Genomic DNA, 12724 nt, shown 5'->3' with positions numbered 1-12724 from the left:
GAACACCTCCCTGAAATGGGAGAAGCGTCTCTCGGACCGCTGAGCGCCTTCCCCCTCACCCTGCCCTCTCCCCCGCAAAGCCGGGGGAGAGGGTAAGAACTCGCGGATATCGCCGCCTGTTGGGAATTGATCCGTCGGCCCGCCGTGACTCGCACCTTCGAGGATCGAGAATGACAGACTTGCGCCTTCCCGCCGCCGCGCTCGCGGCGATCTTCGTGCTGATCGCGCCGCGGCCGTCGTTCACCCGCGCCGCCGACCCACGGATCGAGTGGCGGACCGACTACAACGCGGCCCGCAAGGAGTCGGCCGAGACGGGTCTGCCGCTGTTGCTCCAGATCGGCACGGAGGAGTGCTTCTACTGCAAGAAGATGGACGCGACGACGTTCAAGGACGCGAAGGTGATCGCGATGGCCGGCGGGTTCATCCCGGTGAAGATCGACGGCAACAAGGAGGCCGCACTGACGAAGGCGCTGAAGATTCAGGTCTATCCGACGACGGTTCTCGCGGCGGCGGACGGGACGATTCACGCCTTCGTCCAGGGGCACGTCGGCGTCGATCCGTTCAAGGAGCAGTTGAAGCGGACGACCGATCTGGTCGCGGCCGACCGGAAGCCGTCTCAGAAACCCGATGCCGAGTTGGTGAAGCTCGCGGCCGCGGCGAAGAAGGCGAACGAGGCGGCGGCCGAACTGCAACTGACGCTGGCCGAGGCGTACCGCGAGAAGGGCGACCCCGCCGAGGCCGCGAAGTGCTGCGAACTGGCGATCCGCCTCGCCCCGGACACCCCGCGGGCCGAGAAGGCGCACGGGCTGCTCGCTAAGCTGCGTGCCCTCGTGCCCATCACCCCGGCCGTGCGGCAGAAGTAGTTACTTCTTCCCGATGCACCAGAGGTGGTTGAACGTGCGGATAAAGATGTCGCCCTCCGACACGGCCGGCGAGGCGTTGCACTTCTCGCCGAGCTTGTTCCGCGCGAGCAGCTCGAACGTCGGCTTCGCCGCCAGAACGAACGTGTCGCCGTTCTGGTCGGTCGTGTAGAGCTTGCCGTCCGCGTGAACGAGGCTGCCCCAGCACGCGACGCCGAGGGTTTGTTTCTCCCACGCGTCGCGGCCGGTCTTCAGGTCGATGCACTGGATCGTGCCCGGCCCGGCGTTCGCCATGTAGAGGTGGTCGCCGATGACGACGCCCGACCCGATCCGCTGCGGGTTCGACTGCGTGTGATGCCAGAGGCGGTTCGCGGTCATGTCGCCCGTGCCGCCGAGCTTCGTCGCGAGTGCCGCGCCGCCGTACCCGGACATCGCGACCACGACATCCCCGCCGACGACCGGCGACGTGTAGACGAGCTTCGACAGCCCCTTGCAGGACCAGAGGACTTCGCCGGTCTTCGGGTCGTGGGCCTTCAGCACGTTCGGCCACGACATCAGCAGTTGGTCCTTCCCCTGAACCGTCACGACCCGCGGCGTGCTCCACGAACCGATCCAGTCGGCCTGCGTCTTCCCTTCCTTGCCGCCCTGTTCTTGCACTTCCCACGCGTCCTCGCCGGTCTTCTTGTTGAAGGCGCGGAGCGACGTGCGCTCGCCGGGGCCGCAGTTCAAGATGACGAGGTCGCCGTGCAGGATCGGCGACGCGGCGTTGCCCCAGATGTGGATGAAGTTGCCGAGGTCCCGGTGCCAGAGCTGCTTCCCGGCCATGTCGTAACAAACCAGCCCGGCCGAGCCGTGCGACGCGATCACCCGCTCGCCGTCCGTCACCGGCGTAGCGGCGCAGAACGGGTTCGTCGCGTGCGTCGGCTCCTTGCCCTTGAACGGGACCGCCTTCTGCCACACGACCGCACCGTCCTTGCGGTCGAAGCAGATGACGGCGCGTTCGGTCCCCTCCTTGTCGATCGACTGCGTGACGAACACACGGTCACCCCACACGACCGGACTGGAGTTCCCCGGCGACGGCAGCTTCGCCTTCCACTTCACGTTCTTGGTCGTGGACCACTCCGTCGGCAGGTTCTTCTCCGCGCTCGTACCGTCGCCGCGTGGCCCGCGCCAGCCGGGCCAGTTCTCGGCCCGAACGGAGGACGTGAGGAGGACGAGCAGTACTAGGGAGAGGCGGTTCATGGCGGGTTCTCGGGGAGAGAGGTTTCGCACCCGGAAGTTTACCCGCGGGCGGCGTTGGGGTATACCCTCTACATCCCTTTCGGAGAAACGACGATGCGCCTCGCCATCCTTCTCGTCGTCGTACTGGCGGTTTCCGCAGTCGCGTCGGCCGACCCACTTCCGAAGTCGCTCGCGCCGTACTTTGCGCCGCCGAAGGAGTACGCGAACGATTTCGGGAAGTACAAGTCGCCGCTGACGTTCACCGACGGCACGCCGGTCCGCACGGCCGACGACTGGAAGAAGCGCCGCGAGGAGATTCGCCAGTCCTGGCACGACCTACTCGGCCCGTGGCCGCCGCCGATCGAGAAGCCGACGCTCGAAGTTCTGTCCTCGAGCAAGCGCGAGAACTTCACGCAGCAACACGTCCGCGTCCAGGTCGCGCCGGACCGCACGACCGACGACGCGCGATTACTCATTCCGGAAGGGAAAGGCCCCTTCCCCGCCGTGCTCGTCGTCTTCTACGACTCGAAGACCGGCATCGGCGAGGGGACGAAGTCGCTTCGTGACTTCGCGTACCAGCTCGCGAAGCGGGGGTTCGTCGCGCTCTCGCTCGGCAGCCACTACGAGACGTACTGGCCGAACAAGGAAACGTGCAAGCTCCAGCCGCTGTCGTACCACGCCTACGAGGCCGCGACGTGCCGCACGCTGCTCGCGCAGCACCCGAGCGTGGACCGGAAGCGGATCGGCATCGTCGGCCACTCCTACGGGGGGAAGTGGGCGATGTTCGCGAGCTGCCTCAACGACGACTTCGCGGCCGCCGCGTGGTCGGACGGCGGGGTCGTGTTCGACGAGTCGCGGCCGAACGTGAACTACTGGGAGCCGTGGTACCTCGGCTTCGAACGAGGCAAGGACCGGAAGCGCGGCGTGCTGACGAAGGAGTTCCCGCGTCAGGGGCCGTACAAGACGCTGGTGGAATCCGGCCGCGACCTACACGAACTGCACGCGCTCATGGCCCCGCGGCCGTTCCTCGTGTCCGGCGGCTCGGAGGACCCGCCGGAGCGGTGGCGGGCGCTGAACCACGCCGTCGTGGTGAACAAGTTGCTGGGCTTCGAGAACCGCGTCGGCATGACGAACCGCAAGACGCACGACCCGACCGAGGAGTCGAACGCACGGCTTTACGAGTTCTTCAAGTGGGCGCTCGGGCGGTAACTGGGAGGCCTCGGACAACACGAGGACATTTTTCGGTGGTAAGATGGAGGCCATACCGCAATAGCGTCACGTCGGAACTTCGGCACCCGGTACAGGTACGGCCGCAATGATCATCTACGCCCCGCCAGCAGTCGTTCAAAGGATTCAGGACGAGGCCGTCGCACGTAACCGCTCCCACGCGTCGAGCCGGTTGCTGGAAGAGTTACTGGCCAGAATCAGCCATCTCCACAAAGTGGCACGCCGTAAGCGGCCCGCTAAGCGTCTCCACGCCGGGGGGTCGCTGGAATTCGGTACCCCCCCGGTGCGCCCCGCGGAAGAAAAGGCCGCGCCCTCGATCGGGGCGGCTTTGCCGGAGTGGAAAGGGCATAAGCCCTTCGGGGTTGGCGGACCCGACCTCTCGGCCCTGGAATTCACGCAGGGCATGACGCCCCCCGTCCGCGTCGGCGGGGCGAATGAGCCGACTGCCGACCCCCGGCCGTCCGAACCTCCGAGCGAGCCGAGGTACGTGAACGTCTGCCTGGTGGACAAGGTGGGCGGCCGCGCGCTGCCCGGCTCGTCGTCCCCGCTCACGGAACGCTGGTACGACTTGCGCATTCACGTTGCCGGGCACGACACCGAGAGCGTCGTTCAGAACTACCGCGACCATGCCTTCCCGGACGCCCGACTGCCGCCGCGGCCGGGCGGCCACTGGCTCGACGCCGTGGCCGTGAGCAACGACTTCCAGGTCCAACCCGACCGCCACCCCTTTTTCCTACCCCATGTCGGACCCAGTTGGGTGTGCGGGTGCAACGGCCAGCGGCACACCTGCCGGCCGGAGGACCGGCGGCCCGCCGTACTCATTCCCCTCCGGGCACCACTCGAGGCCGGGCCGGCCCACGTCCGGATCATGGTGTACTTTCGGAACAACCTCGTGCAGTCCCAGGCGATGACGGCCGACGTCGCCGCGCACGCAGGCGAGGGGGACGGGTACACCTCCTGGGTCGATTACTCACTGACCGCGGACCTGACCGACGTGGGCCGCCTGCCGGCCCGCGGGCTGAACATCTTGACGAACGCGAACGCGGACGCGTCGCACCGCATCGTGTTCAACGACGGCGACGACAAGCTGCTGGCCTTCAACCTGACCGAGGGTCAGATGCGCGGCGCGGTCGATCAGGCCCGGTTCGCCCTCCGGGACATTCACATCGTCGAAGGCGGGGGCTTCTTCGGGAAGACGATGCGGAACCGGTACGACGACCAGAACGGCAAGCCGTTCGCGGCGTTCGTGGACGACCTGACCGCGCTGGCCAGGGTCGGGTGGAAGCTCTGGGCCACGTTGCTCACGAACCACCCCGAGAGGCGGGACGAGTTGCGGAACGGCCGCCTGGCCGAGCCGACCACCATTCAGATCGCGCGGACCCGCGGGAGCGGGTTCATCTTTCCGTGGGCGCTGGTCTACGACATCCCGTTCGACGAGGCGGCCCCGAGCCGCTGCCGGCTGCTCGACACCTGGGACGCCTGGCGGGCGGAGGCCGAACCCGGCCGTGGCTGCCCGTACGCAGCGGACCACAGGATGAACACCCTGTGCCCGTTCGGGTTCTGGGGGTTCAAGCACACGATCGAGCAACCACCCCCGATGGCGGGCGGGAAGGGGTTGCCGCTCGCCATCGAAGCCGGCAACAAGCCGCTTGAACTCTTGGCCGGCGTCAGCCTGGAGCTGGACGACGCCCTGCTCAAGGCCCACTTCCAACGGGTTCAGTCGCGGTTATCGCAGTTCGCCGTGCGGGTGTGCAAGAGCCGCAAGGACATCACCGAGGGATTGGCACGTCCGGCCCAGGAGCTGGTTTACTTCTATTGTCACGGCCGCCGGGAGAAGGTTCCCGGGTCCGACGCCCTCAGCCCTTACCTCAGCGTCGGGGACGGGGAAAAAATTCGCCCGGAGCACATCATCGCTTGGGAGCAAGGGGCCTGGCCCAAGAGCCATTGGCGGCAGACTCCGCCCTTGGTTTTCATCAACGGCTGCCACACCACGGACATCACGCCCGAGGCGTTGCTGAACTTCGTAGACGCCTTCGCAAGCGTCAACGCGGCGGGCGTGATCGGTACTGAGATTTCCGTCCACCAACAGGTCGCCGGCGAGGTCGCGGAGGAGTTCCTGTTCCACTTCCAATCGGAGCGGTCGGCCGGCGAGGCGATGCGTCGAGTCCGCACGCACCTGCTTCGGAAGGGCAACTTGCTCGGCCTCGCCTACACCCCCTTCTGCTCGTCCGACCTCCGGCTGACGATTCAGTCCTGACCGCGTGGTCAACGTCCGACCGTCCGCCTTGAAGTCACGGTTCGACACATTCTGAGACAAAGAAATCCGTTTTGAAGTTGAAGTCGCCGACGGTATGATCGCCATCCGGACAAACCTTCACGAGCGGTTCCGGAGGGCTTCACCGTGCCGACTAGTTACGGGGCGTTTTTCTTCGGCCTAGTTGTGGGATGGATCACGTACAGAACACTACGTCACCGAACTGATCAGTCCACCCTGGGGGACATTGCCGCGGTAATCGGGGCGGTCGGCGGCGGGGCCGTCACGACCGTCTTCAACAACACGGACTTGTTCGCGGCCTATTCGTTCGGGTTGGCCGCAGGGTTCTTCCTGTACTTCGTCCTGTGTTGGGTCATCCTGGGCCGCGAAAAGACGGGCGGGTTCATGGAGTGACCGGTGCTACGACGGCCGGGTCAAGTCATGACCTCCTTCACCACCCGGCCGTACACGTCTGTCAGCCGCTCGTGGCGGCCCTGGTGGAAGTACGTCAGCTTCTCGTGGTCCAACCCCATAAGGGCAAGGATCGTCGCGTGGAGGTCGTGGAGGTGGACCTTGTCCTCGACGGCCTCGAAGCCGAGGTCGTCCGTCGCGCCGTAGGCCGTGCCGCCCTTCACACCGCCGCCGGCTAGCCACATCGAGAACCCGTAGGGGTTGTGGTTCCGGCCCGGCTCGCCCTTCCCCTCGCTGAACGGCATCCGGCCGAACTCGCCGCCCCAGATCACCAGCGTGCTGTCCAACAGGCCGCGGGCCTTCAGGTCGGTCAGCAGCGCGGCGATGGGCTGATCGACCTCCGCGGCGTGCTGGCCGTGGTTCTTCTCGACACTCTGGTGCGCGTCCCAGGTGTCTTCGAGGTGGCCGCCGCCACTGTAGAGCTGCACGAACCGCACGCCCCGCTCGATCAGCCGCCTGGCGATCACGCAGTTGCGGCCGAACTCGTCGGTCGGCTGCCGTCCGACGCCGTACAGGTCGAGCGTCTTCTTCGACTCCTTCGTGAGATCGACCGCCTCCGGCGCGGCCGCCTGCATCTTGTAGGCCAGTTCGTAGCTCTCGATCCGGGCCGCCAGCTCGCGGCCGCCGGGCCGGGCGTCGAGGTGCTCCTGGTTTAGCTTCGCGAGAAGGTCCAGCTGTTCGCGCTGCGCCTTCGCCGAGACGTGGGCCGGGCCGCGGAGGTCGAGGATCGGGTCGCCGGTCGGCCGGAACAGCGTGCCGGAGTATGCGGCCGACATGAACCCGTTGCCCCAGTTCGGCTGCCCGCTGATCGGGCCACCCCGCTTGTCCATGAGGACGACGTAGCCGGGCAGATCCTTGTTCCCCGAGCCGAGGCCGTAGACCGCCCAACTGCCCAGAGACGGCCGGCCGATGAACGTCTTGCCGGTGTTCATTTGCACGAGCGCCGAGCCGTGGGCGTGGCTGTCGGTGTGGCACGACCGGATCACGGCCAGCTCGTCGGCGTGCTCGCGGACCTTCGGGAAGTAGTCCGAGATCATCAGGCCCGACTTGCCGCCGGGCCGGAACTTGCGGAACGCCGGCGTGAGGAACCCGACCTTGCGGCCGCCGGAGTTGATGAACTTCTTGTCTGCGGGCAGCGGCTGGTTGGCGTACTTCTCCAGCAGCGGCTTGTGGTCGAACGTGTCCACCTGGCTGGGTCCGCCGTTCATCATGAGGAAGATGACGGCCTTCGCCTTCGCGGGGAACTGTTGCTTCTTCTCAGCGGCGTGCGTGCTGGGAACGAGGCCGAGGCCGGCGAGGGCGACGCCGGCGAACCCGGCCCCCATCTGCCAGACGCACTCGCGGCGGGTCAGGCCGCAGGGGAAGGGGGAGGGCATACCAGAAACCTCGTTTGTCTTGTAGGGCGGGTCAAGGCTTTGCGCCGACCCGCCGGCGGACCGCAACCAGTTGAAGAGCGGCCGAACCGGCTGGGACCGCGACGGCGGGTCGGCGCAAAGCCTTGACCCGCCCTACAAGAATCAATCCACGTACAGGAACTCATTCGTGTTGAGCAACACGTGGCACAGCGACTCCAGCGCGAGCCGGTCCGCGTCCCTCCCGGCGAACGTCTCTCGTTGCTTCGCGAGATGCTCGGCCGCGGCCGTCATTTCATTCGCCCGCGGCTCGCGACTCAGCGCGAATCGCCACGCCGCGACGATCCGTCCCTTCTCGTCCGTCCCCGCCTTTGCGACTCGCTTCGCGAGCGATTCGCTCTGTTGGTGTGAGAACCGGTTGTTCATCAGCACCAACGCCTGCGGCGCGACGGTCGTGGTGTCCCGCTGGCCGCACGGTAGCGTCGCGTCCGGCAGGTCAAAGGCCGTCAGTTGCGGCGCGAGCAAGCCGCGCTTGCTGAAGACGTACAGGCTACGACGGCCCTGCTCCGCCGGCGGCGACGCCTTCCACGCGGCCGACTTCGTGGACAGCCCTTCCAGTGCTTCCGGCGAAATCTCCGGCGAGAAGCTCGGCCCGCCGGCACGGTCGAGCTTGAGATTGCCGCCCGCAAACAACAGAGTGTCGCGGAGCACCTCGGCTTCCACGCGCCGCCGCTCGGCCCGCCACCACAACTTGTTCCCGGCGTCGGTCTTCGCGTACTCATCCTGCCTCGGGTGCAGCGACGACTGCCGGTACGTCTTCGACAACAGAATCAGTCGGTGGACGTGCTTCGTGGACCACTTCTTCGCGATCAGCTCGGCCGCGAGCCAGTCGAGCAGTTCCGGGTGCGTCGGCTTCTCGCCGGTGAAGCCGAAGTTGTCCGGCGAGCGGACGAGGCCCTGCCCGAAGTGGTACTGCCAGACGCGGTTCACCCAGACGCGGGCGGTCAGCGGGTTCTTCGGATCGACGATCCACTTGGCGAGCGCCAACCGCCGGCCCGTCGTCTTCGCGTCAGTAGACGGTGCGGGTAACGATTTCTCAAGTGACGGAATCGTCGAGAGGTGGCCCGGCTCGACGATCTCGCCGGGCCGGTTCGGGTCGCCCTTCTTCAATAACCGAATCGGCGGCACGGTGCGGCCGCGGTCGATCCAGGCGTGGGCGCCGGGCGTCGCCTTCGGGTCCGGCCCGCCGAGGTGCTCCCGCGGCCCCGGCTCGATGAACCCGGCCCAGAACGCGGCGGCCATCCGGTAGTAGTCGGCCTGCCGAATCGCGTCGAACTTGTGGTCGTGGCAGCGGGCGCACTTCACCGTCAGCCCGAGGAACGCTGTGCTGGTCGCCCCAACCATGTCTTCGAGCCGGTCGTACTTGTACTCGTTCGGGTCGTTCGGCTCGTCGTTCCACGTCCCGAGGCGGATGAACCCGGTGGCGATCAGGGACCGCTCGGTGCGGTCCGGCAGCTCGTCGCCGGCGAGTTGCTCCGTCACGAACCGGTCGAACGGCAGGTCGTCGTTGAACGCCTTCACGACCCAGTCGCGGTACTTCCAGATGTCGGGCTTGACCTGGTCCCGCTCGTACCCGCACGTCTCGGCGTACCGGGCCACGTCGAGCCAGTGACGGCCCCACCGCTCCCCGTAGTGCGGTGACGCTAGCAACTGTTCGACCAGCTTCTCGTAGGCGTCCGGGGACGTGTCTTTTGCGAACGCCTCGACCTGCTCGAACGTCGGCGGCAGGCCGAGGAGGTCGAATGAGAGCCGACGGATCAGTGTCCGTCGGTCGGCTTCCGGGGCGGGTTCCCAGCCGCGTTCCGTTAACTTCACGCCGATGAAGTGATCGACCAAGCCCTCGGACTTCTGACCCCGGACTTCTGACTTCTGAACTGGCTGCAACGACCACCAGTCCCTCCCGGCCCGCGTCGCGCTCGTCGCCTCGAACCAATCGAGGACGCGGCCCTTCGGCCACGCCGCGCCGGACGCGACCCACGCCTTCAGCGCCGCCTGTTGCTCCTTTGCGAGCGGTTGCGGCCTGCCCTGCTTCGCGGGCGGCATCTCGCCGGCCGAGACGCGCTCCAACAGGTAGTTCGCGTCCGGGCCGTGCTTGCCGCCGGCGCGGAGCCCCTTCTCGGTAGTGAGGTCGAGGTTGCCGGCCGGGGCTGACCCGCCGTGGCACTCGACGCAGTGGGTCAGGAGGATCGGGGCGACGGCCTTGTTGAAATCAACGTCCGCCCGGAGTTGCGGTACGGCCACCAGAAGGGCGAACGCGACGAGTCGGAGGGGCATGACGGAGGCGGGGTTGCGGGAGGGTTCGGCACTCGCCATCATCGCAGGTGCGCGACGGCATACAAGACAAAATTGACTGCCCGAGGTAGAACCCTGAGCGGAAGCGACGGGGTGTCGGATCAGTCCCACCACCCCGTCGCTTCCGCTCAGGGTTCTAAACGAAAACGGGCCGGGGTTTCCCCCCGGCCCGTCGTCACGACCTCGCGGTCAGTTACTTCGCCTCGCCCGCGGCGGCCACGACCGCGGCGGGTTCGCTCGCCGGCGTCGCCGACGAGTCGATGATGAGCTTCTTCTCGCCCTCGACCTCGCCGAGCTTGACGTGGATCGAGTCCTTCCCGTTAAACTCGCCCCGCAGCAGCGAGTCGGCCATAGCGTCTTCCAGGTACTGCTCGACGGCCCGGCGGAGCGGCCGCGCGCCGAACTCGGTGCTGCTCCCCTTCTCGATGAGGAAGTCCTTTGCCTCCTCGTTCACCTGCAGCGTGAACCCCTTCTCCTTGAGCCGCTTCGCGACCTTCGCCAGCTCCATGTCCACGATCTGCTTCAGGTCCGGCGTCGTCAGCTTGCGGAACACGATGATGTCATCCAGCCGGTTCAGGAACTCCGGCCGGAACTCCTTCTCCATCCGGGCCTGGAGCTTCTTCTTCATCTCCGCGTAGTTGACGTTGTCGTCCTGCTTGCGGTGCCGCAACAGCGGGGCCGTCATGTCCTCGGCCGCGACGATGGTTTCCGCCCCGACGTTCGTGGTCATGATCAGGATCGTGTTCTTGAAGTCGATCACCCGGCCGACGCTGTCGGTCAGGCGGCCTTCTTCCATGATCTGGAGCAGGGCGTTCCACACGTCCGGGTGGGCCTTCTCAATTTCGTCGAGCAGTACCACGCTGTACGGCTTCCGGCGGATCTTCTCCGTCAGTTGGCCGCCTTCCTCGAACCCGACGTAGCCGGGCGGCGCGCCCCACAGCCGGCTGACGTTGTGCTTCTCCTGGTACTCGCTCATGTCGAGCGCCACGAGGGCCGTCTCGTCCCCGAACATGAACTTCGCCAGCGACTTCGCGAGCAGCGTCTTCCCCACGCCGGTCGGCCCGGCGAAGATGAACGTGCCGATCGGCCGCTTCGGGTCCTTCAGCCCGACGCGGCTCTTGCGGATCGCCCGGGCGATGGCCTTGATCGCCTCGTCCTGGCTGACGACCGCCCCGTGCATCTCGGCTTCCATCTTCAGCAGCCGCTTCGTCTCGTCCTCGCCGACCTTCCGCAGCGGCACGCCGGTCATCTTCGACACGACCTCGGCGACGACCTCCTCGTCCACCACGCCGTCGGCCTCCTTCGCCTTGTCCCGCCACTCCTTCGTGGCGTTCTCCTTCTTCTTCTTCAGCTTGTCCGCCTGGTCGCGGAGGCTGGCCGCCTTCTCGAAGTCCTGCTCGGCGACGGCCGACTCCTTCTCCTGGTTCAGCTTCTCGATCTGCTCGTCGATGTCCTTGAGGTCCGGTGGCCGCGTCATCGACTTCAGCCGAATCCGCGCCCCGGCCTCGTCGATCACGTCGATGGCCTTGTCCGGCAGGCAGCGGCCGGAGATGTACCGCTCGGAGAAATCGACGGCCGCCTTCAGCGCGCTGTCCGTGATCTGGACGCGGTGGTGCGCCTCGTAGCGATCCCGCAGGCCCTTGAGAATCTCGACCGCCTCCACGTTCGACGGCGGGTTGACGATGATCTCCTGGAACCGGCGGGCGAGGGCCGCGTCCTTCTCGATGTACTTGCGGTACTCGTCCAGCGTCGTCGCGCCGATGCACTGAATCTCGCCCCGCGCCAGCGCCGGCTTCAGCACGTTGCTGGCGTCTATCGCGCCCTCCGCGCCGCCCGCCCCGACGAGGGTGTGCAACTCGTCGATGAACAGGATCGTGTTCTTCGCCCGGCGGACCTCGTTCATGACGGCCTTGATCCGCTCCTCGAACTGGCCGCGGTACTTCGTCCCGGCGACCATCATGGCGAGGTCCAGCACGACGAGCCGGCGGTCCCGGAGCAGGTCCGGAATGTTGCCGTCCACGATCATCTGGGCCAAGCCCTCGACGATGGCCGTCTTGCCGACGCCGGCCTCCCCGAGCAACACGGGGTTGTTCTTCGTACGGCGGCTGAGGACCTGAATCACCCGCTCGATCTCGTTCGACCGGCCGATGACCGGGTCGAGCTTGCTGGTCCGGGCGAGTTCGGTCAGGTCGCGGCCGAAGCTGTCCAGGGCCGGCGTCTTCGACTTCGACTTGCCGCCGGACTGCCGCTCGCCGCTGCCCCGCTCGGACCCGCCCTCGCGGCCGCCGCCGCCGCCACCCGGTTCGTTTTCGTTCGGCATGTTGTGCCCCAGTAAGTTGAGAACCTCTTCGCGAACGTCTTCCAGTTTGAGGCCGAGATTCATCAGCACCTGCGCCGCGACGCCCTCTTGCTCGCGGAGCAGGCCGAGCAGCAGGTGCTCCGTGCCGACGTAGTTGTGGTTCAGGTTGCGGGCTTCCTCGATGGAATACTCGATGACCTTCTTGGCCCGCGGCGTGTGCGGCAGACGGCCGAGGGTGGCCGAGTCCCCGCCGGGGCCGTGCTGCACGATCCGCTCGACTTCCAGCCGAATCTTGCGGAGGTCGATGTCGAGGTTCTTGAGGACGTTGGCGGCCACCCCGGAGCCTTCTTTCACCAGCCCGAGCAGGACGTGCTCGGTGCCGATGTACTCGTGGTTGAACCGCTGCGCTTCCTGGTTGGCGAGCTGCATCACCTTCCGAGCGCGGTCGGTAAAGCGTTCAAACATCGTGTGCCGTCTCCCTTCGGAGGCCAGTCCGAAACCCCCGGGCCTATTCTTAGCGCGGTGCCGACCGTCCCGTCGCCCGGATTTCGGAAGTCAAGTTATCGCGCGGTGTCGAGGCTCGTGCGAATCGTGGTAACGCCATCATATGCGCCTGCCGTGCCACCACCAACTGCGCCCGCCGGCCGCGTGAAACTGCGGAATTCTAGAGCGGCCGGAAGGGGGAATC

General features: G+C 66.7%; 8 protein-coding genes. 4 read left to right on the top strand and 4 right to left on the bottom strand.

The window, feature by feature from the left end:
* The first annotated feature begins 170 nt into the window (after positions 1 to 170).
* The gene (locus tag AC5JJ2_RS27740; protein ID WP_495861309.1) at positions 171 to 863 is read left to right on the top strand and encodes a thioredoxin family protein; all 693 of its coding nucleotides are present in this window, start codon (positions 171 to 173) and stop codon (positions 861 to 863) included.
* On the opposite strand, the gene AC5JJ2_RS27735 is transcribed toward AC5JJ2_RS27740, so the two are convergent.
* A complete protein-coding gene (locus AC5JJ2_RS27735; protein WP_495861308.1) occupies positions 864 to 2102 on the bottom strand; it encodes a PQQ-binding-like beta-propeller repeat protein in 1239 nt (412 codons plus the stop codon).
* 93 nt (positions 2103 to 2195) lie between these two features.
* On the opposite strand from AC5JJ2_RS27735, the gene AC5JJ2_RS27730 reads away from it, so the two are divergent.
* The 3 genes from AC5JJ2_RS27730 (at position 2196) to AC5JJ2_RS27720 (ending at position 5976) form a co-directional block, all read left to right on the top strand.
* Positions 2196 to 3290 (top strand): dienelactone hydrolase family protein, encoded by a 1095-nt coding sequence (locus AC5JJ2_RS27730; RefSeq protein WP_495861307.1) that lies wholly within the window; start codon positions 2196 to 2198, stop codon positions 3288 to 3290.
* Positions 3291 to 3711: 421 nt separating this feature from the next.
* On the top strand, positions 3712 to 5565 hold the full coding sequence (locus tag AC5JJ2_RS27725; RefSeq protein ID WP_495861306.1) for a hypothetical protein: 1854 nt from the start codon (positions 3712 to 3714) through the stop codon (positions 5563 to 5565).
* 144 nt (positions 5566 to 5709) lie between these two features.
* Positions 5710 to 5976 (top strand): hypothetical protein, encoded by a 267-nt coding sequence (locus tag AC5JJ2_RS27720; RefSeq protein WP_495861305.1) that lies wholly within the window; start codon positions 5710 to 5712, stop codon positions 5974 to 5976.
* Positions 5977 to 5996: 20 nt separating this feature from the next.
* Here AC5JJ2_RS27720 and AC5JJ2_RS27715 read toward each other — a convergent pair whose 3' ends face one another.
* From AC5JJ2_RS27715 to AC5JJ2_RS27705, 3 genes are all read right to left on the bottom strand, one after another.
* Complete coding sequence (locus tag AC5JJ2_RS27715) at positions 5997 to 7409, bottom strand: DUF1501 domain-containing protein (RefSeq protein ID WP_495861304.1); 1413 nt, start codon at positions 7407 to 7409, stop codon at positions 5997 to 5999.
* A gap of 141 nt (positions 7410 to 7550) precedes the next feature.
* Positions 7551 to 9719, bottom strand: coding sequence for a DUF1553 domain-containing protein (locus AC5JJ2_RS27710; RefSeq protein ID WP_495861303.1), 2169 nt, complete (start codon positions 9717 to 9719; stop codon positions 7551 to 7553).
* 211 nt (positions 9720 to 9930) lie between these two features.
* Positions 9931 to 12501: an ATP-dependent Clp protease ATP-binding subunit gene (locus AC5JJ2_RS27705; RefSeq protein ID WP_495861302.1), complete on the bottom strand. Its 2571-nt coding sequence runs from the start codon at positions 12499 to 12501 to the stop codon at positions 9931 to 9933.
* Positions 12502 to 12724: the final 223 nt, after the last annotated feature.

Source organism: Limnoglobus sp. (genome assembly GCF_059499385.1).
Note: the sequence above shows the minus strand (reverse complement) of the source record. Positions and strands in the feature narration are given on the sequence as shown.

Bases quoted from the DNA above. Each gene is read 5' to 3' on its own strand.
- AC5JJ2_RS27740 (WP_495861309.1), top strand. From the start codon at position 171: ATGACAGACTTGCGCCTTCCCGCCGCCGCGCTCGCGGCGATCTTCGTG.
- AC5JJ2_RS27735 (WP_495861308.1), bottom strand. From the start codon at position 2,102: ATGAACCGCCTCTCCCTAGTACTGCTCGTCCTCCTCACGTCCTCCGTT.
- AC5JJ2_RS27730 (WP_495861307.1), top strand. From the start codon at position 2,196: ATGCGCCTCGCCATCCTTCTCGTCGTCGTACTGGCGGTTTCCGCAGTC.
- AC5JJ2_RS27725 (WP_495861306.1), top strand. From the start codon at position 3,712: ATGACGCCCCCCGTCCGCGTCGGCGGGGCGAATGAGCCGACTGCCGAC.
- AC5JJ2_RS27715 (WP_495861304.1), bottom strand. From the start codon at position 7,409: ATGCCCTCCCCCTTCCCCTGCGGCCTGACCCGCCGCGAGTGCGTCTGG.
- AC5JJ2_RS27710 (WP_495861303.1), bottom strand. From the start codon at position 9,719: ATGCCCCTCCGACTCGTCGCGTTCGCCCTTCTGGTGGCCGTACCGCAA.
- AC5JJ2_RS27705 (WP_495861302.1), bottom strand. From the start codon at position 12,501: ATGTTTGAACGCTTTACCGACCGCGCTCGGAAGGTGATGCAGCTCGCC.